Genomic DNA, 19,666 nt, shown 5'->3' with positions numbered 1-19,666 from the left:
CAGGGAAGCGCTCTCCCGCTGAGCTAATCGCGCGGGAAGGTCCGTGAAGACCTGGTGGACGATACTGGGATTGAACCAGTGACCTCTTCCGTGTCAGGGAAGCGCTCTCCCGCTGAGCTAATCGTCCGGGACGCACTGCGAAGACGCAGGTGCAGCGTGCGCGATACTGGGATTGAACCAGTGACCTCTTCCGTGTCAGGGAAGCGCTCTCCCGCTGAGCTAATCGCGCGGGAAGGTCCGTGAAGACCTGGTGGACGATACTGGGATTGAACCAGTGACCTCTTCCGTGTCAGGGAAGCGCTCTCCCGCTGAGCTAATCGTCCTTGGAGGTGGAGACGGGATTTGAACCCGTGTAGACGGCTTTGCAGGCCGTTGCCTCGCCTCTCGGCCACTCCACCAGGAGTGCGGGGGTTCGGGAAGATCCCCCAACTCGAGCGGACGACGAGACTCGAACTCGCGACATCCACCTTGGCAAGGTGGTGCTCTACCAACTGAGCTACGTCCGCAGTGTCTGTCCGGTCCGCTTCCGCGTCCCGGCGACGTGTTGAACTCTAGCGGATTCCGGCGCCAGCTCAAATTCCGTTTCCGCAGCGTGCTGCCCTGATTGTTCACCCGGGCCACTCCGGACGGCCCCGCCATAGACTCAATGACGTGCACAGCTTCCCCCCGAGCCTCCCTCCGATGGCCCGCTTCGGCGGCCTCCTCGCCACCGATCTGCGCGATGTCACCCGCGACCCGGCAGCCCTGGAGTCCACGGGCTGGTGGGCGGTGGTCGCCGACTTCGAGGGGCGGCTGACCTGCGCGCGCTTCGGCGACGTACGGCCCGAGCCGCCCCGCCCCGCGGCCCCCGCCCGGTGGCGCGGCCCGGCCGCCGGGGACTGGACGAGCTCCCTGGACCACGCCGCCTACACCGCGGGCGTCCGCCGCATCCGCGAGCACATCGCGGCCGGCGAGGTCTACCAGGCCAACCTCTGCCGCGTCCTCAGCGCGCCCCTGCCCGATCCCGCCGCGGCCGACGTCGACGCGCTGACCGCCCTCCTCGCGCGCGGCAACCCCGCCCCCTACGCGGGCTGCGTCCGCCTCCCCGCCCACGGCGTCGAGGTCGCCACCGCCTCCCCGGAGCTCTACCTGCGCCGCACCGGCCGCACCGTCGAGTCCGGTCCGATCAAGGGCACCGGCCGCACCGCCGCCGACCTGCTGGAGAAGGACCACGCCGAGAACGTGATGATCGTGGACCTCGTCCGCAACGATCTCGGGCGCGTCTGCGCCACCGGCTCCGTGACCGTCCCCGCGCTCTGCGCGGTCGAACCCCACCCCGGGCTCGTCCACCTCGTCTCCACCGTGCGCGGGCGGATCGCCGACGGCGCCGGGTGGCCCGAGCTCTTCTCGGCCACCTTCCCGCCCGGCTCGGTCACCGGCGCCCCCAAGGAGAGCGCCCTTCAGATCATCCGCGCCCTGGAGACCGCCCCCCGCGGCCCCTACTGCGGCGGCATCGGCTGGGTCGACGCCGACCGCGGCACCGGCCAGCTCGCCGTCGGCATCCGCACCTTCTGGATCGACCGCACCGCCGCCCCCGGCCCCGTCCTGCGCTTCGGCACCGGCGCCGGCATCACCTGGGGCTCCGACCCCGAGCGCGAGTGGGCCGAGACGGAACTCAAGGCTTCCCGGCTCCTCGCGATAGCGTCGGGCACCCATCAGCCGCTCGGAGGGACGATCCGGTGACGATCTGGCTCAATGGCTCCCTGCACGACACCGACAGCGCGCGCGTCTCGGTCCTCGACCACGGCCTGACCGTCGGCGACGGCGTCTTCGAGACCCTCAAGGCCGTCCGGGGCCGCCCGTTCGCCCTGACCCGCCACCTCGCCAGGCTGACCGCCTCCGCCCGCGCCCTCGGCCTGCCCGAACCCGACCTCGACGAGATCCGCCGTGCCTGCACGGCCGTCCTCGACGCCAACCCCGTGCCGCTCGGCCGGCTCCGCATCACCTACACCGGCGGCCTCGCCCCGCTCGGCTCCGAGCGCGGCGCCGCACGCCCCACCCTCGTCGTCGCCGTGGCGGAATCGCCCCCGGCCCCGCGCACGGCCGCCGTCGTCACCGTGCCCTGGACCCGCAACGAACGCGGCGCCCTGACCGGCATCAAATCCACCTCGTACGGCGAGAACGTCATCGCCCTCGCCCGCGCCAAGGCCCACGGCGCCGGCGAGGCCCTGCTCGCCAACACGGCCGGGGCGCTGTGCGAGGGCACCGCGTCCAACGTCTTCGTCGTCCTCGACGGGGAGCTGCACACCCCGCCGCTCTCCTCCGGCTGCCTCGCCGGCATCACCCGCGCCCTCGTCCTGGAGTGGGCCGGCGCCAAGGAGACCGAGCTGCCCTACGACGTGCTGGAGCGCGCCGAGGAGGTCTTCCTGACCTCCAGCCTCCGGGACATCCAGGCCGTCCACGCCGTCGACGGGCGGCAACTGCCCGGGGCCCCGGGCCCCGTCACCGCCAAGGCCGCCCGGATCTTCGACGAGCAGTCGACGGCGGACCTCGACCCGTAGGCCCTGAGCAGGCCCCGCGCAGGCCCTGCGGGGCCGCACCCTCGCAAACCCCGTGGCGCGGGGCCGCCGGGCCCGGTACAACACCAGGGTGACCACCACCCTGCGGCCCACCGCACCCGAGCAGCGCGGCCCCGGCGGCGCCCGGTCCCGCTCGTACGAGGTCTGCGTCAACAGCAGGCCCGTGGGCACCGTCGACCTCGCCACCGACCACCGCTTCGGACCGGCCGCCGGCCGCATCGTCCGGCTCGCCGTCGACGAGCGCGACCGCCGGCGCGGCCGCGGCACGGTCGCCGCGCTCGCCGCCGAGGAAGTGCTGCGCGGCTGGGGCTGCACCCGCGTCGAGGTCTCCGTCGACGCCGGCGCCGAGGTCGGTCTCGGGCTCGCCGGCGCGCTCGGCTACGTCGAACGCAGCCGCGCCATGGCCAAAACGCTGACCGCCGCCCCCCGGCTGCCCGAGGGCACCGAAGGACGGCGGATGACGGAGCAGGAGTACCCCGGCTGGCGGGAGGCGTCCCGCACCGCGTACGCGCAGGAATGGATCGACCGCGGCGTCCCGGCCGAGCAGGCCCGCGCCAAGGCCGAGGCGGACGACCTCGCGCTGCTGCCCGACGGCGCCGATACCGCCGGCACCATGCTGCGCGTCCTCACCTACGAGGACACCGTCGTCGGCACCCTCTGGGTGGCGCTGCGCGACGGCGGCCCGGACGCCCCGGACGCCTACGTCTTCGACGTCGAGGTCGTGCCCGCGCACCGGGGCCGCGGCCACGGCAGGTCCCTGATGCTGATGGCAGAGGCCGAGGCTCTCGCGCACGGTGCGCGGACCCTCGGCCTCAACGTCTTCGCCGGGAACACCCCGGCCCTGCGGCTGTACGAGTCGCTGGGCTACGCACCGACGGCGTACCACTTGTACAAGCCGCTGCTCTAGCGGCGGCCGGACCGGCCTCAGCCCTCCGCGAGCAGCCGGTCCGCGATCTCCTCGATGCGCTCGCGCAGGCCGTCCTGGTTCTTGCTGCCGTCCAGGAGTTCCCCGCCGATGGCGTACGTGGGCGTGCCCGTGACGCCGATCGCCTTGCCCTCGGCCTGGTCCGCGTCCACGATCAGCATGTGGCGGCCGTCGACGAGGGCGATGTCCACCTCCTCGGCGTCCAGCCCGAGCTCGCCCGCCACCTCCGTCAGCAGCGCCTCGCCGCGCGCGCCCAGTTCCTCGGCCCGGGCCAGCACGGCTTCCGCGTACGGCCAGCCCTGCCCCTGCTCGGCCGCCTCCTCCGCGGCCTGCGCCGCGGCGTAGGAGTGCTTGTGCTTCTCCAGGGGGAAGTGCCGCAGCCGCAGCTCCAGCCGGTCGCCGTAGCGTGCGCGCAGCGCCCGCAGGTCGTCCAGGGCGGTACGGCAGTCGGGGCACTGCAGCTCGCACCACACGTCGAGGACGACGGGGGCGGTGTTGGTCTCGCTCATGCGGCCAGTCTTCCAGGCGGCGGAGGCGGCGGCCCTCCGGGTCCTCGCGGCTCTCCTGGTCCTCGCGGCCCTCCGGGGACGACGGCCGTGGGGGATGACCCGGAGATCTCCCTGAGCTCGGCGGCCGGACGTGGCCCGTCCGGCGGCGGACGGTGCACGATGGAAGGGCGAGCCCGGCAGCGAAGAGCAGGAGGAGCCCGATGCTGACCTCGACCATCTGTGCCGCGGCGTCCGCGGCGGGCCTCGGCATCGCCGCGCTGACGGCCTACCGCAAGCGGTTCCTCGCGGCGACCCGCATCGCCGCGTTCTCCCTCGTCCCCATCGGGCTGGTCCTGACCGGGATCGTCGACTGGCTCACCGACGTCGTCTTCAAGCCGAGCGTCTGGGCCGGCTTCGGGGTCCTCGCGCTCTCCGCGCTGCTGTTCATGGTGAGCAGGGTGGCCGAGCGGCGCCGCACCGGCGGCGGCCGCAAGGAGCCCAAGGCGGCGGAAGCCGCTGCGCGGCGCGATGCCATGGCCCCCGGTGCCTCCGCTCCGTCACTGGGCCCGGGCCGCGCCGCGAGCCGCCCGCAGGGCAAGGCGAAGAAATCGTCCGACGGGGAGGACTTCTCGGATATCGAGGCCATTCTGAAGAAGCACGGAATATGACGGGCCGTCGGGCCCCGCTGCCGGGAGACCACCCCGGTGGGATTGCCTGGTGCCCGAAACCGGCCCCGTAGCGGGCACTCCCGCGGCCCTGCGGTCGTGTGCGCGCAGCCGTTTTCCGGGTAATTCACCGGGCGCCTATTCGCGCGCCCGTAAACCCGCCCGTAATCCCGCCCGTAAGAGGGAGGGAAATCCGGCGTTTCCTGCCCGGTTTCAGACCGCCGCGCCGGACCCCTCGGCCTCCGCGCCGGCGCCTTCGGCCTCCGCTCCCCGCCGCCGCGCCCGGTAGGCGGCCACGTGCAGCCGGTTCCCGCACGTGCGCCCGTCGCAGTAGCGCCGCGAGCGGTTGCGGGACAGGTCCACGAAGGCGTGCCCGCAGTCCGGCGCGTGGCAGCGCCGCAGCCGGTCCCGCTCGCCCGCGACCAGCAGGAACGCCAGCGCCATGGCCCCGTCGGCCGCAAGGTTCTCGGCGACGGAGGCCCCGGGGGCGAAGTAGTGCACGTGCCAGTCGTAGCCGTCGTGCGCGCTCAGCTGCGGCGTCGTCCCGGCCTCGGCCACCAGCTCGTTGATCAGCCCGGCCGCCTCGCCCGTGCTCGCCGCGTCGAAGACCTGCCCGAACCGCTCGCGTATCGACCGCACCGCGACGACGTCCCGCTCCCGCAGCACGACGCCGGTGATCCCGTGCCGCGTCACGAAGGAGCGCAGCTCCGCCAGGTCCTGCGGACCCGTGTTGAGGAGATCGACGACGGAGTCGAGCGCAGCCTTGGTGTCGTGGTTGATCTGCACGTTCGTACGCTCCCTGGCCGGTCGGAGGCGGCAAGTGTTCGACCGCGGCCCCCGACCTTACTGGCTGGGCGGCCTTCGCGCGGCCCCGTCACGCGACGGCGCCGTCGTCCGCGGAGCGCTCCGCGGACGACGGCGCCGTGCCGTGCCCTGTGTGCGAGATGTGGCGCGCAGCCTCCCCGAGTGGGCTGGCGCGCTCCGGGTCAGCCCCGGCCCGGACTCAGCTCTCCGCCAGGATGTGCGAGAGCTCCGTGTCCAGGTCGAAGTGCCGGTGCTCGGTGCCCGGCGGCACCGCGGCGTCCGTCCGCTTGAGGAACGACTCCAGGGCCCGTGCGGGGGCCTCCAGCAGCGCCTCGCCCTCCGGGGAGCTCAGCGCGATGCACACGACGCCCTGACCGTGGCTGCGGGACGGCCAGACGCGGACGTCGCCGGTGCCGGTGGGCCGGTGCAGCCCCTCGGCGAGCAGATCGCGGGCGAACACCCATTCGACCGTTTCTTCGGCTCCGGTGTGGAACGTGGCGTGCACGGCATACGGATCGGCCGTGTCGTACCGCAGGCCTGCGGGAACAGGCAGTGAGGATTCGCTCGACACGACGAGGCGCAAGTGCAGCTCGCAGCTGACCGTGGTGTTCATAAGCGCCAGGGCCTTTCGCTCAGTGTGCGCTCGGGGATTCGCACGTCGGCGAAATCGACATGCCACCTACGGTGCCGTTGTAAACCCCTCTGACCGTTTTGAGACTGTTCGGATACCTCGGACGGCCCAGCCGCTCACGCCGTAATACCGCCATTCCGGTGAGTTCCGGATCGGTCCGGTAGGTTGGGCGCATGAATGCGGAGAGTGACCGGCGGCAGGACGCCGCCGCGGCGGGGGACGCGACACAGGGTGAAGGAGCGGGCCGGGACGGTGCGGCGCAGCCGCCCGCCCTCGGGTCGCGCGCGCCCCGCTTCATCAAGCGCTCACGGGCCCTGCACCTGAGCTGGCAGGTCGGCGTCTTCGTCGTCGGCCTGGCCGTCGTCGTCGCGGGCATCATCATGCTGCCCCTGCCCGGCCCCGGCTGGCTCGTGATCTTCGCGGGCATGGCCATCTGGGCCACGGAGTTCGTCTGGGCCCAGCTCGTGCTCCGCTGGACCAAGCGCAAGGTCACCGAGGCCGCCCAGCGCGCCCTCGACCCCCGCGTCCGGCGCCGGAACATCATCATCACCGTGACGGGCCTGGTGATCGCCGGCACTCTCGCCGGGATCTACCTCTGGAAGTTCGGCCTGGTCCTGCCGTGGAAGGTCCACGGCTAGAGCGGCTGGGAACGCACGGCGGAACGCCTCGGCCGGGCGCCCCGGCCGACCGGCCCGTCACCGGTTCAAAGCACCGTCTGACATGCGGTAATGTTTGCGGTGCGCCCGGGCGATTAGCTCAGCGGGAGAGCGCTTCGTTCACACCGAAGAGGTCACTGGTTCGATCCCAGTATCGCCCACACAGGACCGAGGGTCCGCAAGGTTCACCCCTTGCGGACCCTCGGTCGTTTGGTATCCGCTGGTCCCATGCCCTCACCGGCCGCGGCCCTCGCCCGGATCCACCGCTACCGCTTCCACGGCGCATGGGCCCTCGCCGCCCCGCCCGACGCCGTCTACGCCCGCCTCGAAGCCGTCGAGGACTACCCCCGCTGGTGGCCGCAGATCCGCGAGGTCCGCCGGGTGGACGGAACCTCCGGCACCGCCCGCATCCGCTCCCTGCTGCCCTACGACGTGACCGTCGACGTCCGCTCCACCCGGCACGACCCCGCCGCCCGCGTCCTGGAGATCGCCATGACCGGCGACCTGGAGGGCTGGGCTCGCTGGACCGTCCTCCCGCACGGCCCCGCCGCCTGCACCGCCCGCTACGAGCAGGACGTCGAAGCCCGCAAACCCCTCCTCAGGCGCCTCGCCCTGCCCGCCCGGCCCCTCTTCGCCGCCAACCATGCCTGGATGATGCGCACCGGCCGGCGCGGCCTGCGGGCCCTGCTGGCCGCCGAGGCGACTACGGGTGCGGCAGGGATTTGATGGAGGGCCGCCACGACCTGTATTGTTCAGTGCGTTGCCGGGGGAAACCCCGCACGAATCCCGGGCGATTAGCTCAGCGGGAGAGCGCTTCGTTCACACCGAAGAGGTCACTGGTTCGATCCCAGTATCGCCCACACGCAGACAAGGCCGGTCCGTCAATCGACGGACCGGCCTTGTGCGTTGCCCGCCCGACGCGTACAGCACGCACCACCCGGCACCACCGGTGCGCCGGCCGGCAACCGCCTCAGGCCGCGGCCGGCAGCGCGGGCCGCAACGGCCACGCCGGGTCACAGGCCTCCTCCGTCCCGTTCCGCGCGAACCACGCCTGCAAGCCCCGCGCCTGTGCCGCGTGCCACACGGCCTGCCGCGCGTGCAGTTCCGCCGGGCTCAGCCGCTCCAGCCGCGCCGCGAACCGGCGCCCCACCGCCCGCACCACCTGCAACGCCGCCAGCGCGTCCGACGCCGCGTCATGCGCGCCCGTCAGCTCCACCCCGTACTGCGCGCACAGGTCCGTCAGCGTCCGGCGCCCCTTGCGGTAGCGGTCCAGGTGCTTGTCCAGCACCCACGGATCCATCACGCACAGCGGCGCCGCCCCCAGGTAATCGGCCAGCGACGACGCCCGGTGCCGCCGCAACTCGCGGTCCAGCAGCGTCAGGTCGAACGGCGCGTTCATCACCACCAGCGGCGTCGCCCGCGCCGCCTGCCCGGCCAGCGCCCGCGCCACCTCCTCCATGACCGGCGCCGGCCACCGGCCGTTGCGCTGCAAAAAGGCATCCGTCAGCCCATGTATCGCAATGGCCCCCTCCGGCACCGGGACCCCCGGGTCGACCAGCCAGCGCGTCACGACCGGAGCGGCCTCGTCCGCCGACTGCACCACGAGTGCCGCCGACACGATCCGGTCGTGCTCGACATCCACCCCGGTGGTCTCGGTATCGAACGCGGCGAGTGGCCCCTCGAACCAGCACATGTTCACAACTCCTCGCACTTGCCCGGCGAATGGCGTGTTTCACCCTCCCCGGCTGGTGATACCCGGCCGCGGAGTCATGCGAACCGCCGTTGTTTGCACGGGAGTTGCAAAGGAAACAACACAGATGTACGGATCGAACGCCCGAAGTCGCCCGGAAGGATTCGGACATGGCGTTCCCGCGGCCCGAACCGGGCGGGCTGCTGTCTGAGTCACCCCGGCCCGCAGCCCCCGCCCCCGCACGCGGCTCCCTCGCCACCACCGCCTGCATGGAGACGCTCCAGATCGGCTACCTGCACGCCGTCGCCGCGGCCGCCGGCTGCTCGCTCGCCCAGCCCTTCCCCGACCACGGCATCGACTGGCACATCAGCCACACCGCCCCCGGCCACGCCGTCGACGACGAGGTCACCATCAAGGTGCAGCTCAAGTGCACCTACCAGCTCGGCCCCCGCCCGGCCGTGCAGCCGCCGCCCCGAGCCCCCGCGGGCCCCGCCGGCCGGGCCGCCCCGGTGCCGGCGCCCACCTTCGCCTTCACGCTCGACAACGACCACCTGGCCAAGCTGGCCCGCACCCCCGTCGCCGTCCACCGGATCCTCGTCGTGATGATCGTGCCCAGATCGCGCGACGACTGGCTGCGCGCCGGCCACGACAGCCTCCAGCTGAGGCACTGCTGCTACTGGACGAACCTCGCCGGCCACCCCGTGACCGGAAAGCAGAGGACCACCGTGCGGATCCCGGCCACACGCGTCTTCGACGACCGCGCACTCTGCGAGATCATGACGCGGGTCGGGGCGGGAGGGAGACCCTGATGCACCGGCCGACTGCACCCGATCGGCAGCCCGGACGCCCGCCCCGGCACACCCCGCCCGGCGGCCCCCCGCCCGAGACCGTCGACCCCGCCGTCCTCACGGCACTCCTCGCCCGCCACGGCTGGCGCCGCAGCGGCGCGGCAGCAGGCACGTACAGCCGCTGGACCCCGCCCGACGGCGCCGCCGTGCCGGCGCGCGGCCGCCCCGCCCGCACCAGCCTCCTCGTGCCCGAAAGCCGCGCCTACCCCGACAGCACCGACCTCATCGCCGAAGCACTCACCGCACTCCAGCACAGCGCCATCCCCTCCGCCCCCGACATCCTCACCGCCCTGCGCACCCCCCTCGACGAGATCCACTGGCAGCGCGACACCCCCGACCCCGACGCGCCCGCGGCCGCCTGGGCCGCCCAGGAACAACTGCGCTCCGGCGCCCGCGCCCTCCTCCTCGCCGCGGCCCTCGCCGCGCGCGGCCGGGCCGGCTACCACGGCGCCCGCCACCGCCGGCACGCCGAAGCCGCCCTCGACCGCCTCCTCGCCGGCACCGCCGCCGGCGGCCGCGAGCTGACGACCTTCCTCCCCGTGGGCACCTCCGCGGCACCCGGCCCCGACGACGGCCGGCTGATCACCACCACCCTGCTCCGCGCCCTCTGCGCCACCCGCGACGCCACCGACCACCAGCGGGCCACCGGCGGCTGCGAGGCCTTCGAGCCGGCCGTCGAGGCGGGCGTCTGCCAGGAGCTCACCGAGGCGATCGGCAAGCTCGTCCGCGGCTCCGGAGGCATCCGCATCACCCTCCACTGGGCCCCCGCCGCCGGCCCGCCCGACGGCTTCGCCGCCCGCCCCGCCCCCGTCGAGTTCACCCCCGGCGACCTCCCCGTCCTCCGCGAGGCCGGCGCCCGCTACATCCGGGACGAGCCGCCCGTCACCGTCCGCCTCACCGCCGTGGTCCTCCGCATGCGCCGCGAGGCCCAGAGCGGCCCCGGAGCGGTCCGGCTCAAGGTCCTCGCCGGCGCGGACGTGCCCCAGATCCGCGCCGTCCTCGACGAGGACGACTACCGCATCGCGGGCCACGCCCACCTCGTCGGCCTGCCCGTACGCATGAGCGGCCGCCTGGAGAGCAAGGGCGGCTTCCGGCGCCTGACCGGCGCCCGCGACGTCATGCCCGTACGGGTCGAGGACGGGGAGCGGGACCGCCTCCTGAAGTCGCTCCACGAGAACCTCGACTTCTTCGGTGAGGCCTGCGGCGGCGACTGAGACGGCGACTGAGGCGGCCACCGGGAGGGCGCCTCCCGGGCCGCCCGGTAAACCGTTTCGCGACCAGGCTGCCGCTCTCGGTACGATTCAGGCGCGCAGTGACCGCTGCGGCGACCCATACGTCAGGAGAGACCGGTGTCAGACGTCCGTGTGATCATCCAACGCGATTCCGAGCGGGAAGAGCGCGTGGTGACGACGGGCACTACGGCCGCCGAGCTCTTCGCCGGTGAGCGCACCATCGTCGCCGCGCGCGTCGCGGGCGAGCTCAAGGACCTCGCCTACGTCGTCGCCGACGGCGAGGAGGTCGAGCCCGTCGAGATCTCCTCCAAGGACGGCCTCGACATCCTGCGCCACTCGACCGCGCACGTCATGGCCCAGGCCGTGCAGGAGCTCTTCCCCGAGGCCAAGCTGGGCATCGGCCCGCCGGTCAAGGACGGCTTCTACTACGACTTCGACGTCGAGAAGCCGTTCACCCCCGATGACCTCAAGGCCATCGAGAAGCGCATGCAGGAGATCCAGAAGCGCGGGCAGAAGTTCTCCCGCCGCGTGGTCACCGACGAGGAGGCCCGCGACGAGCTCGCGGCCGAGCCGTACAAGCTGGAGCTCATCGGTCTGAAGGGCGCCGCCTCGCACGACGACGGCGCGGACGTCGAGGTCGGCGCGGGCGAGCTGACGATCTACGACAACCTGGACCCGAAGACCGGGGACCTGTGCTGGAAGGACCTCTGCCGAGGCCCGCACCTGCCGACCACCCGGGTGATCCCGGCGTTCAAGCTGATGCGGAACGCGTCGGCGTACTGGCGCGGCAGCGAGAAGAACCCTCAGCTCCAGCGCATCTACGGCACCGCGTGGCCGACCAAGGACGAGCTGAAGGCGTACCTGGACTTCCTCGTCGAGGCCGAGAAGCGCGACCACCGCAAGCTGGGCGCCGAGCTGGACCTCTTCTCCTTCCCCGACGAGCTGGGCCCGGGCCTCGCGGTCTTCCACCCCAAGGGCGGGGTGATCCGCAAGGAGATGGAGAACTACTCGCGCAAGCAGCACGAGGCCTCCGGCTACGAGTTCGTGAACACCCCGCACATCTCGAAGGAGCACCTCTTCGAGACCTCCGGGCACCTTCCGCACTACTCGGAGGGCATGTTCCCGCCCATCGAGTTCGACGGGCAGAACTACCGCCTCAAGGCGATGAACTGCCCGATGCACAACCTGATCTTCAAGTCGCGCGGCCGCTCGTACCGTGAGCTGCCCTTGAGGATGTTTGAATTCGGCACGGTCTACCGGTACGAGAAGTCCGGCGTCGTCCACGGCCTGACCCGCTCCCGCGGCTTCACCCAGGACGACTCGCACATCTACTGCACCAAGGAGCAGATGCCGCAGGAGCTCGATACGCTCCTCACCTTCGTGCTCGACCTGCTGCGCGACTACGGCCTGAACGACTTCGAGCTGGAGCTCTCCACCCGGGACCCGGAGTCGGACAAGTTCATCGGCTCGGACGAGGACTGGGAGGAGGCCACCGAGGCGCTGCGCCTCGCGGCCGAGAAGCAGGACCTCCCGCTGGTCCCGGACCCGGGCGGCGCCGCGTACTACGGCCCGAAGATCTCCGTTCAGGCCCGGGACGCGATCGGCCGGTCCTGGCAGATGTCGACCATCCAGGTCGACTTCAACCAGCCCAAGCGGTTTGGCCTGGAGTACACCGCGGCGGACGGCACGCGCCAGCAGCCCGTCATGATCCACCGAGCCCTGTTCGGCAGCATCGAGCGGTTCTTCGGTGTCCTGCTGGAGCACTACGCGGGTGCGTTCCCGGCGTGGCTGGCCCCGGTGCAGGCGGTCGGCATCCCGATCGGCGACGCCCACGTCGAGTACCTTCAGGACTTCGCCGCCGAGGCGCGGAAGAAGGGCCTGCGGGTCGAGGTGGACGCCTCGTCGGACCGGATGCAGAAGAAGATCAGGAACCAGCAGAAGATGAAGATCCCGTTCATGATCATCGTCGGTGACGACGACATGAACGCGGGCACGGTGTCCTTCCGCTACCGCGACGGTTCGCAGAAGAACGGCATTCCCCGTGACGTCGCGCTGCAGGAGATCGTTGACGCCGTGGAGCGTCGTATCCAGGTCTGACGTGTTCCCCGTGTGAGCGGGGGTGTTCCCGGGATTCCCTGCGACCAAGCGCTGGCCAAGCTCGTGCTCCCCGCACCCGCGGGGTCAGAGGGGCGGCCCATCAGGGCCGCCCCTCTCTGCATCCGCGCCCGCCCGGGCGCATATGCTTCCCACCATGACGAGTGAGCCGGAGCAGCAGATCGGAGTCGGGGCGCCGGACGCGTTCCAGCGCTTGTGGACGCCCCACCGGATGGCGTACATCCAAGGCGAGAACAAGCCGACCGGCCCGGAAGCCGAGGACGGCTGCCCGTTCTGTTTGATTCCGGAGAAGAGTGACGAGGACGGGCTGGTCGTCGCCCGGGGGCAGCACGTCTATGCCGTGCTGAACCTGTACCCCTACAACGGCGGTCACATGATGATCGTCCCGTTCCGGCACGTCGCCGACTACACCGAGCTCGACGACGCCGAGACCGCCGAGCTCGCCGACTTCACCAAGCGAGCCATGACCGCGCTGCGCACGGCGTCCGGGGCGCACGGCTTCAATCTGGGCATGAACCAGGGCACGGTCGCGGGTGCCGGTATCGCCGCTCACCTGCACCAGCACATCGTGCCCCGCTGGGGTGGGGACACGAATTTCATGCCTGTGGTGGGCAGGACCAAGATCCTTCCTCAACTGCTGGCCGACACCCGCAAGATGGTGGCCGACGCCTGGCCGTCCGCCTGAGGACACGCGCCCCAGCAAAGCGGGCAAATCTCCCCGATTCCTCATTAAAAGCAGTTCTAATGGTGCGGTGACGTTCCTCCACCGCCGCACCGTGCTGCGCGCGGCCGCCGGCGGTGCCCTTGCCGGGGCCGCCGCGGTGGGCTGCGGTCCGTCGGACGGCGAGACGGGCGACGGGGCCGCCGCGAACCCGTCCGTACGGGCCACGGGGCCGCCGCCCGGGCCGTCCAAAGCCGCGAAGAGCCCCAAGGCGGGCAAGGCCTCCCGGTCACCGGCACCGTCGTCGTCGCCGTCGAAGCCGCCCCCCTCGCTGTCCCTCGCCCCCCTCCCGCCCGGGCTTCCCGCGCAGATCGAGCACGGCCCCCGTACCGGCAAGGACGTGGCGCTGACGTTCCACGGCCAGGGGGAGCCGAAGTCCGTCACCGAGCTGCTGGGGGAGGCCGAGCGGGCCGGGGCGCGGGTGACGGTGCTGGCCGTGGGCACCTGGCTGGACGCCCAGCCGCAGCTCGCCCGGCGCATCCTGGACGGCGGGCACGAGCTGGGCAACCACACGATGCGCCACCTCGACATCTGTGCCATGCCCGCGGCCGAGGCCTCCGCGGAGATCACCGAGTGCGCGGAGCGGCTGCGGCGGCTGACGGGCGGGATCGGCCGCTGGTTCCGGCCGTCGCGCGCGCGGCGGGCCACCGATCAGGTGGCCCGGCTGGCCCGGCAGGCCGGCTATCCGCACGTCCTCTCCTACGACGTGGACTCCCTGGACTTCACCGACCCGGGGCCCGAGGCGGTCCGGCGGGCCGTGCTGGGCGCGGTGCGGCCGGGTTCGGTGGTGAGCCTGCACTTCGGGCACGCGGGCACGGTCGCCGCGCTGCCCGCGATCCTCGACGGCCTGCACCGCCGCGGTCTGCGCGCGGTGACGACTACGGAGCTGCTGACCTGATGAACCAGTTCTCCTCGTTCCCGAGCTCTCTGCGGCGGCCGCGTCTGCGCGGGGTGCACCGTGCCGTGCTGTTCGCCGCCGCCTGTGCTCTGCTGGCCTCCGGTTGCGGCGGGGAGTCCGGTTCGGAGGCGGCCGACCGTGCGCCGCACAAAGACGGGCAGCAGCGGCAGCAACAGCAGCAGAGAGGGGCGGCGCCGGCGGGGCTGCCCGGGATGCCGCCGCTGCTGGACCCGCACGACCTGTACGCGGCGGACCGGCCGAACCAGCTGTCGCCGGTGGTGAAGGACTTCCCGTCGCGGGTGTACGTGCCCAACACGGAGTCGGACACGGTGAGCGTCATCGACCCGAAGACGTACAAGGTGATCGAGACGATCCCGGTGGGGGCGCAGCCGCAGCACGTGGTGCCGTCGTGGGACATGAAGACGCTGTGGGTGAACAACGACCGGGGGCACACGCTGACGGCGATCGATCCGGCCACGGGGAAGAAGGGGCGGACGGTCGACGTGCACGATCCGTACAACCTCTACTTCACGCCGGACGGGAAGTACGCGGTGGTGATGGCGTCGATGGACCGGGAGCTGGTGTTCCGGGACGCCCACACGATGAAGCGGAAGAAGACGGAGCCGGTGGCGTGCAAGGGGGTGAACCACGCGGACTTCTCGCCGGACGGCCGGTACTTCATCGTGTCGTGCGAGTTCTCGGGTGAGCTGCTGAAGGTCGACACGGCGAAGATGAAGGTGATCGGCAAGCAGAAGCTGCCGTTCGAGGGGGCGATGCCGCAGGACGTGAAGATCTCCTCGGACGGCAAGACGTGGTACATCGCGGACATGATGGCGGACGGGGTGTGGGTGCTGGACGGTGACCGGTTCACCGAGCCGTGGCTGATGCCGACGGGGAAGGGTGCGCACGGGCTGTACGTGAGCCGGGACTCGAAGTCGATGTACATCTCGAACCGTGGCGAGGGGTCGATCTCGGTGCTGGACCTGCCGAGCCGCAAGCTGGTGAAGAAGTGGGAGCTGCCGGAGGGCGGGAGTCCGGACATGGGCGGGGTGTCGGCGGACGGCAATGTGCTGTGGCTGTCGGGGCGTTACGACTCGGAGGTGTACGCGATCGACACGCGGGACGGGCATCAGATCGCGAAGATCCGGGTGGGTGCGGGGCCGCACGGGCTGGCGGTGTACCCGCAGCCGGGCCGGTACTCGCTGGGCCACACGGGGATCTTCCGGTGACGTAGGCCTGTCCGGCGGATCGTGACGACCGCAGCGGTCCGGTACTGCCGGGCCGCTGCGGTCGTCGCGGTCACGCGTTGTAGACGTCCGCCGCGCTCGGCTTCGCGTCCTGGACGGCGCCGCTGAGGGACATGGCGCGGCTGGTGAAGCGCTCGGTGTTGACGCCGTGCTCCTTGAGGACGCGCAGGGCGGCCTCGTGCACCACGCGCAGGACGGGGGTGGTGGCGCGGAGGGCGTCGTCGGCCATGAAGCGGTGGCGCCAGGGCTTGCCGGCCCAGGCGTGGCGCAGGCCGAAGGGCTCGGGCAGGACGAGCTTGCCGCCCCAGTACTCCAGGAGCGGGGGGTACCAGGTGAGGGGGGCGCGGGCGGCGAGGCGGACGACTTCGCGGGGCGGGACGACGGAGAGGGTCCTGGTCCGGCTCTCCCAGAACTTGATGGTCTTGGCGGTGGTCTTGGTGCGCGCGGAGGGCTTGCCCATGAAGACGCCGTGGACGGGGCCGAGGGCGTGGCCGGTGACCTCGATGCGCAGCGTCTTGTGGAGGACGGTGACGGTGATGAGGAGGGTGATGACGAGCTGACCGTCCCAGAGGACGAACTGGACGCCGAGGTAGTGCCGGCTGCCCGCGCCGAACTGCTGTTCGTTGCAGATCTTCTGGAGTTCGGCGCCCCTTATCTGGAAGCCGTCGTGGCCCTCGGGGCGGGAGACGGCGCCGGCGCCCTCGCCGACGTCGGAGACGACCCAGTGCTCGACGGAGGGGGTCGGGAAGCCGCCGGTGTGCAGGGGGCTGCGCTCCAGGAGGTGGAGCTGGTCGTGGATGGCGCGGACGACGTCCCAGCTGCGGAAGGGGTTGATCTCCTTGCCGGGTTCGAGCGGGACGAGCTCTTCGGCGAGCTGCCAGCTGCCCCAGCGGGTGCCCATGCCGAGTATGCCCTTGGTGCCGGCGTAGAAGGCGACGTTGCTCTGCTGCTCGGCGGCGAGCCGCTCCAGGGACTGGCGGAGCCGCTCGGCGGCGGTCTCGCCGGGGTTCTTGGGGACGGCTTCGGGGATCTTGGCGCCGATGCCGCCGCCGGAGAGGAGGCCGGACCAGCGCTCGCGGAGGTCCTTGGCGGTGCGCTCGCAGACGGATTTGGCCCAGAAGCCGCCGACGAGCGGGGCGATGAGCATGGCGCGCAGGTAGAACGCCCAGAAGCCGTGGAAGGGCAGCTTGACCAGCATGATGGCGGCGAGGATGCCGAGGGCCACGAGGAGGGCCGTGCCGAGGGCGCCGGCGCGCTTGTTCTGGGCGCCGGCGATGGTGCGGCGGAGCTGGAAGACGCCGAGCCAGAGCAGGACGCCGGGGAGGAAGAGCAGCCCGCAGACGCCCATGATGAGGGTGAGCCTGGCGTCGCGCTGCTTGCGGATGCGATTGGCCGCGAGGCAGTGCTCGACGACGGGCTGCGGGTCGAGGCCGAAAGACTGGATGAGGGGCTTGCGGCCGCCGCCGAGCACGCGCAGCTGGACGGCGCGGGCGAAGGCCTCGCCCAGGTTGGGCTCGAAGAGCGATATGCGGGGCGGCTTGACCTCGGACTTGGCCCAGTCGGAATTGGCCTTGAGGAGCTGGTCGACCGGGCCGTCGCGGTAGGCGGCCGAGGCGAGCGCCTGGGTCGCCGCGGTCTGTCCGGAGGAGCCCGAGAGCGGGATCTGTGCCCCGGGGCTGAAGTCGAACGGGTCCCCTGCTGCCACTGCTGCCCCCAATGCCGCGCATGTCCGGTGCTGCGGCCTTCCGACGGATGCCGACGACCGCCCGCGTCATACGTGTTGGTCCGCGGGACCAGCGTATCGGCGCGGGGTGCCGGCTGTCGCAGAGATCGTGAAGGCCGCCCGCCCCGTACGGTTGCGGGGCGGGCGGTTCGCGCTCGTTACGCTCCGCCGTCCGCCGATTCCCGCAGCCGCTCGGCGATCTGAGGGGGCATCGGTTCGTGGCGGGCGTAGGAGCGGGTGAACCGGCCGGTGCCGTGCGAGAGGGAGCGCAGGTCGACGGCGTAGCGGCCGATCTCGATCTCGGGGACCTCGGCGCGCACGAGGGTGCGGCCGGCGCCGGACTGCTCGGTGCCGATGACGCGGCCGCGGCGTCCGGACAGGTCGCTCATGACGGGGCCGACGTAGTCGTCGGAGACCAGGACCTCGATCTCGGCGACGGGTTCGAGGAGGTGGATCTTCGTCTCGGCGGCGGCCTCGCGCAGGGCGAGGGCGCCCGCGGTCTGGAACGCGGCGTCGGAGGAGTCCACCGAGTGCGCCTTGCCGTCGAGGAGGGTGACCCGGATGTCGACCAGGGGGTGGCCGGCGGCGACGCCGCGGGCGGCCTGGGCGCGGATGCCCTTCTCCACGGAGGGGATGAACTGGCGCGGCACGGCGCCGCCGACGACCTTGTCGACGAATTCGATGCCGGAGCCGCCGGGCAGCGGTTCGACCTCGATCTCGCAGATGGCGTACTGGCCGTGGCCGCCGGACTGCTTGACGTGCCGGCCGCGGCCGGCGGCCTTGCCGCCGAAGGTCTCGCGGAGCGACACCTTGTGGGGCACGACGTCGACCTGGACGCCGTAGCGGGTGCGCAGCCGTTCCAGGGCGACGTCCCGGTGGGCTTCGCCCAGGCACCACAGGACGACCTGGTGGGTGTGCTGGTTCTGCTCCAGGCGCATGGTGGGGTCTTCGGCGACGAGCCGGGCGAGGCCCTGGGAGAGCTTGTCCTCGTCGGCCTTGCTGTGTGCCTCGATGGCGACGGGCAGCAGCGGGTCGGGCATCCGCCAGGGCTCCATGAGGAGGGGGTCGCCCTTGGCGGAGAGGGTGTCGCCGGTCTCGGCGCGGGTGAGCTTGGCGACGCAGGCGATGTCGCCGGCGATGGCCTGGGGGAGGGGCCGCTGCTGTTTGCCGAAGGGTGAGGACAGCGCGCCGATGCGCTCGTCGACGTCGTGGCTCTCGTGGCCGCGGTCCTCCAGGCCGTGGCCGGAGACGTGGACGGTCTCGTCGGGGCGCAGGGTGCCGGAGAAGACGCGGACGAGGGAGATCCGGCCGACGTACGGGTCGGACGAGGTCTTGATCACTTCGGCGGCGAGGGGGCCCGCGGGGTCGCAGGTCACGGGTGTGCGGGGGCGGCCGTCGGGGGTGGTGACGGCCGGGGCCTCGCGTTCGAGGGGGGTGGGGAAGCCGCCGGTGATCAGCTCCAGGAGCTCGACGGTGCCCAGGCCCTGCTTGGCGCCCTCGGCGGCGGGGGCCGCGGCGAGGACGGGGTGGAAGCTGCCGCGCGCCACGGCGCGCTCCAGGTCCTCGATGAGGGTCTTGACGTCGATCTCCTCGCCGCCGAGGTAGCGGTCCATGAGGGTCTCGTCCTCGCTCTCGGCGATGATGCCCTCGATGAGCCGGTTGCGGGCCTCCTCGATGAGGGGCAGGTGCTCGGGGCCGGGCGCGGTCTCGGCCCGCTCGCCGGAGGAGTAGTCGAAGACGCGCTGGGAGAGCAGGCCGATGAGGCCGGCCACGCAGCGGTGCCCGTCGGGGCCCTCGGGCCCGTGCAGGGGGAGGTAGAGCGGCAGCACGCCGTCGGGGGAGTCGCCGCCGAAGGCCGTGCGGCAAGTCTCCGTCATCTCCTCGAAATCGGAGCGGGCCGCCTCCAGATGGGTGATGACGATGGCGCGGGGCATCCCGACGGCGGCGCACTCCTCCCAGACCATGCGGGTGGCGCCGTTGATGTTCTCGGCGCCCTCGGCGGCCGAGACGACGAAGAGGGCGGCGTCCGCCGCCCGCAGACCGGCCCTGAGCTCCCCGACGAAGTCGGCGTAGCCGGGGGTGTCCAGCAGATTGATCTTGATGCCGGCCCATTCGACCGGGGCCAGCGACAACTGCACCGAGCGCTGCTGGCGGTGCTCGATCTCGTCGTAGTCCGAGAGCGCGCCGCCGTCCTCGACGCGGCCGGCCCGGTTGACCGCACCGGTCGCCAGCGCGAGGGCCTCCACCAGCGTCGTCTTTCCGGAGCCGCTGTGGCCGACCAGCACCACATTGCGTACGTGGCTCGGCCGGTCGGCCGATACTGCTCTGCCCGCGGCCCCTGGGTACGTGCCCGTCTTCTCGCCCATGTGTCCCGCCTCCCGGTCGACACCTGCGGTACACCGAGCTTTCCACTGCGGTAACGCTGCGTCCATACGTCGCACACGCGGGCACATCCGTACGCCCCG

Annotated in this window: 18 protein-coding genes and 7 tRNA genes; 14 read left to right on the top strand and 11 right to left on the bottom strand. The window is 72.1% G+C overall.

What is annotated here, in order from left to right; all coding sequences use genetic code 11:
- Positions 1-52: 52 nt before the first annotated feature.
- The 5 genes from D7231_RS27885 to D7231_RS27865 form a co-directional block, all read right to left on the bottom strand.
- Positions 53-127 (bottom strand) — tRNA-Val (locus D7231_RS27885).
- 30 nt (positions 128-157) lie between these two features.
- Positions 158-229 (bottom strand) — tRNA-Val (locus tag D7231_RS27880).
- A 19-nt stretch (positions 230-248) separates the two neighbouring features.
- Positions 249-323, bottom strand: a tRNA-Val gene (locus tag D7231_RS27875).
- 1 nt (position 324) lies between these two features.
- A tRNA-Cys gene (locus tag D7231_RS27870) sits at positions 325-398 on the bottom strand.
- Between the two features lie 35 nt (positions 399-433).
- Positions 434-506: transfer RNA gene (locus D7231_RS27865), tRNA-Gly, on the bottom strand.
- A gap of 175 nt (positions 507-681) precedes the next feature.
- Between D7231_RS27865 and D7231_RS27860 the strand changes: the two genes are divergently transcribed.
- The 3 genes from D7231_RS27860 to D7231_RS27850 all read left to right on the top strand — a co-directional run bounded on the left by D7231_RS27860 (position 682) and on the right by D7231_RS27850 (position 3,465).
- Positions 682-1,722 (top strand): chorismate-binding protein, encoded by a 1,041-nt coding sequence (locus D7231_RS27860; RefSeq protein ID WP_120758312.1) that lies wholly within the window; start codon positions 682-684, stop codon positions 1,720-1,722.
- Complete coding sequence (locus D7231_RS27855) at positions 1,719-2,540, top strand: aminotransferase class IV (protein ID WP_120758311.1); 822 nt, start codon at positions 1,719-1,721, stop codon at positions 2,538-2,540. The genes D7231_RS27860 and D7231_RS27855 overlap by 4 nt, the downstream gene beginning before the upstream one ends.
- Positions 2,541-2,628: 88 nt before the next feature.
- Positions 2,629-3,465, top strand: coding sequence for a GNAT family N-acetyltransferase (locus tag D7231_RS27850; protein WP_120758310.1), 837 nt, complete (start codon positions 2,629-2,631; stop codon positions 3,463-3,465).
- Positions 3,466-3,482: 17 nt separating this feature from the next.
- Here the strand turns inward: D7231_RS27850 and D7231_RS27845 are convergent, their stop codons facing one another.
- The gene (locus D7231_RS27845) at positions 3,483-3,992 is read right to left on the bottom strand and encodes a DsbA family protein (RefSeq protein ID WP_120758309.1); all 510 of its coding nucleotides are present in this window, start codon (positions 3,990-3,992) and stop codon (positions 3,483-3,485) included.
- Positions 3,993-4,192: 200 nt separating this feature from the next.
- On the opposite strand from D7231_RS27845, the gene D7231_RS27840 reads away from it, so the two are divergent.
- A complete protein-coding gene (locus tag D7231_RS27840; protein ID WP_120758308.1) occupies positions 4,193-4,639 on the top strand; it encodes a hypothetical protein in 447 nt (148 codons plus the stop codon).
- 210 nt (positions 4,640-4,849) lie between these two features.
- Here the strand turns inward: D7231_RS27840 and D7231_RS27835 are convergent, their stop codons facing one another.
- Both D7231_RS27835 and D7231_RS27830 read right to left on the bottom strand, forming a co-directional pair.
- Positions 4,850-5,422, bottom strand: a complete 573-nt coding sequence (locus tag D7231_RS27835; protein WP_120758307.1) for a CGNR zinc finger domain-containing protein — start codon at positions 5,420-5,422, stop codon at positions 4,850-4,852.
- A gap of 217 nt (positions 5,423-5,639) precedes the next feature.
- The gene (locus D7231_RS27830; protein ID WP_003959770.1) at positions 5,640-6,053 is read right to left on the bottom strand and encodes an SsgA family sporulation/cell division regulator; all 414 of its coding nucleotides are present in this window, start codon (positions 6,051-6,053) and stop codon (positions 5,640-5,642) included.
- A gap of 191 nt (positions 6,054-6,244) precedes the next feature.
- Between D7231_RS27830 and D7231_RS27825 the strand changes: the two genes are divergently transcribed.
- The 4 genes from D7231_RS27825 (at position 6,245) to D7231_RS27810 (ending at position 7,587) form a co-directional block, all read left to right on the top strand.
- Positions 6,245-6,709: a TIGR02611 family protein gene (locus D7231_RS27825; RefSeq protein WP_120758306.1), complete on the top strand. Its 465-nt coding sequence runs from the start codon at positions 6,245-6,247 to the stop codon at positions 6,707-6,709.
- A gap of 107 nt (positions 6,710-6,816) precedes the next feature.
- Positions 6,817-6,888, top strand: a tRNA-Val gene (locus tag D7231_RS27820).
- Positions 6,889-6,955: 67 nt separating this feature from the next.
- On the top strand, positions 6,956-7,453 hold the full coding sequence (locus D7231_RS27815) for an SRPBCC family protein (RefSeq protein ID WP_120758305.1): 498 nt from the start codon (positions 6,956-6,958) through the stop codon (positions 7,451-7,453).
- A 62-nt stretch (positions 7,454-7,515) separates the two neighbouring features.
- A tRNA-Val gene (locus tag D7231_RS27810) sits at positions 7,516-7,587 on the top strand.
- Positions 7,588-7,697: 110 nt separating this feature from the next.
- Here the strand turns inward: D7231_RS27810 and D7231_RS27805 are convergent.
- The gene (locus tag D7231_RS27805) at positions 7,698-8,420 is read right to left on the bottom strand and encodes an exonuclease domain-containing protein (RefSeq protein WP_120758304.1); all 723 of its coding nucleotides are present in this window, start codon (positions 8,418-8,420) and stop codon (positions 7,698-7,700) included.
- A 167-nt stretch (positions 8,421-8,587) separates the two neighbouring features.
- Here D7231_RS27805 and D7231_RS27800 point away from each other — a divergent pair, with 167 nt between their 5' ends.
- The 6 genes from D7231_RS27800 (at position 8,588) to D7231_RS27775 (ending at position 15,460) form a co-directional block, all read left to right on the top strand.
- Positions 8,588-9,226: a DUF4365 domain-containing protein gene (locus D7231_RS27800; RefSeq protein ID WP_120758303.1), complete on the top strand. Its 639-nt coding sequence runs from the start codon at positions 8,588-8,590 to the stop codon at positions 9,224-9,226.
- The gene (locus D7231_RS27795) at positions 9,226-10,479 is read left to right on the top strand and encodes a hypothetical protein (RefSeq protein WP_120758302.1); all 1,254 of its coding nucleotides are present in this window, start codon (positions 9,226-9,228) and stop codon (positions 10,477-10,479) included. The genes D7231_RS27800 and D7231_RS27795 overlap by 1 nt, the downstream gene beginning before the upstream one ends.
- A 135-nt stretch (positions 10,480-10,614) precedes the next feature.
- A complete protein-coding gene (gene thrS / locus D7231_RS27790) occupies positions 10,615-12,594 on the top strand; it encodes a threonine--tRNA ligase (protein ID WP_120758301.1) in 1,980 nt (659 codons plus the stop codon).
- Positions 12,595-12,736: 142 nt separating this feature from the next.
- A complete protein-coding gene (locus D7231_RS27785; protein WP_120758300.1) occupies positions 12,737-13,297 on the top strand; it encodes an HIT family protein in 561 nt (186 codons plus the stop codon).
- Positions 13,298-13,364: 67 nt separating this feature from the next.
- The gene (locus tag D7231_RS27780) at positions 13,365-14,231 is read left to right on the top strand and encodes a polysaccharide deacetylase family protein (protein ID WP_120758299.1); all 867 of its coding nucleotides are present in this window, start codon (positions 13,365-13,367) and stop codon (positions 14,229-14,231) included.
- The gene (locus tag D7231_RS27775) at positions 14,231-15,460 is read left to right on the top strand and encodes a YVTN family beta-propeller repeat protein (RefSeq protein WP_120758298.1); all 1,230 of its coding nucleotides are present in this window, start codon (positions 14,231-14,233) and stop codon (positions 15,458-15,460) included. Before D7231_RS27780 ends, D7231_RS27775 begins: the two co-directional genes overlap by 1 nt.
- A gap of 70 nt (positions 15,461-15,530) precedes the next feature.
- Here the strand turns inward: D7231_RS27775 and D7231_RS27770 are convergent, their stop codons facing one another.
- Together D7231_RS27770 and D7231_RS27765 are read right to left on the bottom strand one after the other, a co-directional pair.
- Positions 15,531-17,183, bottom strand: coding sequence for a hypothetical protein (locus D7231_RS27770; protein ID WP_120758297.1), 1,653 nt, complete (start codon positions 17,181-17,183; stop codon positions 15,531-15,533).
- 176 nt (positions 17,184-17,359) lie between these two features.
- Positions 17,360-19,567, bottom strand: coding sequence for an elongation factor G-like protein EF-G2 (locus D7231_RS27765; protein WP_120758296.1), 2,208 nt, complete (start codon positions 19,565-19,567; stop codon positions 17,360-17,362).
- Positions 19,568-19,666: the final 99 nt, after the last annotated feature.

Source organism: Streptomyces klenkii, assembly GCF_003626645.1.
Classification (GTDB): domain Bacteria; phylum Actinomycetota; class Actinomycetes; order Streptomycetales; family Streptomycetaceae; genus Streptomyces; species Streptomyces klenkii.
Note: the sequence above shows the minus strand (reverse complement) of the source record. Positions and strands in the feature narration are given on the sequence as shown.

Excerpts from the sequence above, each read along its gene's own strand:
- D7231_RS27825 (WP_120758306.1), top strand. The coding sequence starts at position 6,245 with ATGAATGCGGAGAGTGACCGGCGGCAGGACGCCGCCGCGGCGGGGGAC.
- D7231_RS27840 (WP_120758308.1), top strand. The coding sequence starts at position 4,193 with ATGCTGACCTCGACCATCTGTGCCGCGGCGTCCGCGGCGGGCCTCGGC.
- D7231_RS27785 (WP_120758300.1), top strand. The coding sequence starts at position 12,737 with ATGCTTCCCACCATGACGAGTGAGCCGGAGCAGCAGATCGGAGTCGGG.
- D7231_RS27815 (WP_120758305.1), top strand. The coding sequence starts at position 6,956 with ATGCCCTCACCGGCCGCGGCCCTCGCCCGGATCCACCGCTACCGCTTC.
- D7231_RS27830 (WP_003959770.1), bottom strand. The coding sequence starts at position 6,053 with ATGAACACCACGGTCAGCTGCGAGCTGCACTTGCGCCTCGTCGTGTCG.
- D7231_RS27795 (WP_120758302.1), top strand. The coding sequence starts at position 9,226 with ATGCACCGGCCGACTGCACCCGATCGGCAGCCCGGACGCCCGCCCCGG.
- D7231_RS27775 (WP_120758298.1), top strand. The coding sequence starts at position 14,231 with ATGAACCAGTTCTCCTCGTTCCCGAGCTCTCTGCGGCGGCCGCGTCTG.
- D7231_RS27860 (WP_120758312.1), top strand. The coding sequence starts at position 682 with ATGGCCCGCTTCGGCGGCCTCCTCGCCACCGATCTGCGCGATGTCACC.
- D7231_RS27805 (WP_120758304.1), bottom strand. The coding sequence starts at position 8,420 with ATGTGCTGGTTCGAGGGGCCACTCGCCGCGTTCGATACCGAGACCACC.
- D7231_RS27800 (WP_120758303.1), top strand. The coding sequence starts at position 8,588 with ATGGCGTTCCCGCGGCCCGAACCGGGCGGGCTGCTGTCTGAGTCACCC.
- D7231_RS27765 (WP_120758296.1), bottom strand. The coding sequence starts at position 19,567 with ATGGGCGAGAAGACGGGCACGTACCCAGGGGCCGCGGGCAGAGCAGTA.
- D7231_RS27845 (WP_120758309.1), bottom strand. The coding sequence starts at position 3,992 with ATGAGCGAGACCAACACCGCCCCCGTCGTCCTCGACGTGTGGTGCGAG.